Source organism: Paenibacillus sp. NRS-1781 (assembly GCF_050467745.1).
In the GTDB taxonomy this organism is placed as follows: domain Bacteria; phylum Bacillota; class Bacilli; order Paenibacillales; family Paenibacillaceae; genus Paenibacillus; species Paenibacillus terrae_A.
In genome coordinates, this window is record NZ_JBITPI010000120.1 from 1 (window position 1) to 779 (window position 779).

The 779-nt window shown below is 46.0% G+C and carries 1 pseudogene; it reads left to right on the top strand.

Going from position 1 to position 779, the window contains the following annotated elements:
- Nucleotides 1-749, top strand: a pseudogene (locus tag ACIFO6_RS24215) (IS630 family transposase); the annotation flags it as partial.
- Nucleotides 750-779 lie beyond the last annotated feature (30 nt).

Sequence of the window (779 nt, forward strand, 5' to 3'; positions counted from 1 at the left end):
GATGTGGGCTTTACGGCGCGGCACAATTGGACACTGGAGATCATTGCGGCCTTGATCAAACGAGAATTTGGGGTGACGTATTCGCTTCGTGGCATTTCCAAAATGATGCACCGACAGGGGCTGAGCTACACCAAGCCAACGTACACGTTGGCAGCCGCGGACGAAGAAAAACAAAGAATCTTTACAGAATCCACGTTTCCCGATTTAAAAAAAGATATATGAAGAACGAAATTCAGCACATACTATTTGAAGACGAATCCATGATTCGTGATTACCAAGCGATTCAGAAAACGTGGTTCCTCCGCGGCAAGCAACGGATCATTCAAACCACAGGTAAACATCGCGGCGTCAAACTGCTGGCAACCGTCGATTATGGGACAGGCAAGATCGTATGGCAGGAAGATGAGCAGTATACAGCAGAAACCTTTCTAATTTTTTTGAAAAAAGTCGTAGATGAATACCCAACAGGCAAAATCGTGATGGTATTGGATAATGCGCGAATCCATCATGCGAAGCTGCTGGCACCGTTCCTCACGGAGATGGAAGACCGACTTGAACTGGTTTTCCTACCTCCTTATAGCCCTCAACTCAATGCAGTCGAAGGGTTATGGAAATGGCTTAAATCGGACGTGATTAACAACGTCTTCTACCACACGGTCACTGAAATTCGCACCAACGTGCAGCAATTCATGGAGGAGATTATGAAAGTGCCTTTGACCATCATCGACCGACTCTGTGTCAGGTTCTAGTCAGCCGTTTCTTTAGTTCAAACTATATAG